The 266-nt window shown below is 60.5% G+C and carries 1 protein-coding gene; it reads right to left on the reverse strand.

Going from position 1 to position 266, the window contains the following annotated elements; translation table 11 throughout:
• Window positions 1-246, reverse strand: a 246-nt coding sequence (locus ACM0OW_RS25845) for a hypothetical protein (protein WP_414553577.1), incomplete at its 3' end; no start/stop codon positions are given.
• Between the last annotated feature and the right edge of the window lie 20 nt (window positions 247-266).

Consider the following 266-nt stretch of genomic DNA (forward strand, 5'->3'; position numbering starts at 1 on the left):
CTCGAACATGAAGCTCGGATGCGAGGACTGGGCGATGACGTGCTCGATGTCCCACGCGCGCCCATGGGTAGTGGCGTTGCGGCGGCGGCAGTAGCAGCATTGCAGGCCCTGATCCTCGAGATAGAACTGCTTGATCCGCTTTCTGAGGGGTTTCAGCGTATCACAACCCCAGTCAAGCTGCCGCTCTCCCACGGTCGCGATCAGGTCAACCTCTTCCGCTGTGTATGCGATCGTTTTAGTCGCCATGGGGCGACAGCTCCGCCTTG

Source organism: Anabaena sp. CCY 0017, assembly GCF_963920885.1.
GTDB lineage: Bacteria > Cyanobacteriota > Cyanobacteriia > Cyanobacteriales > Nostocaceae > Nodularia.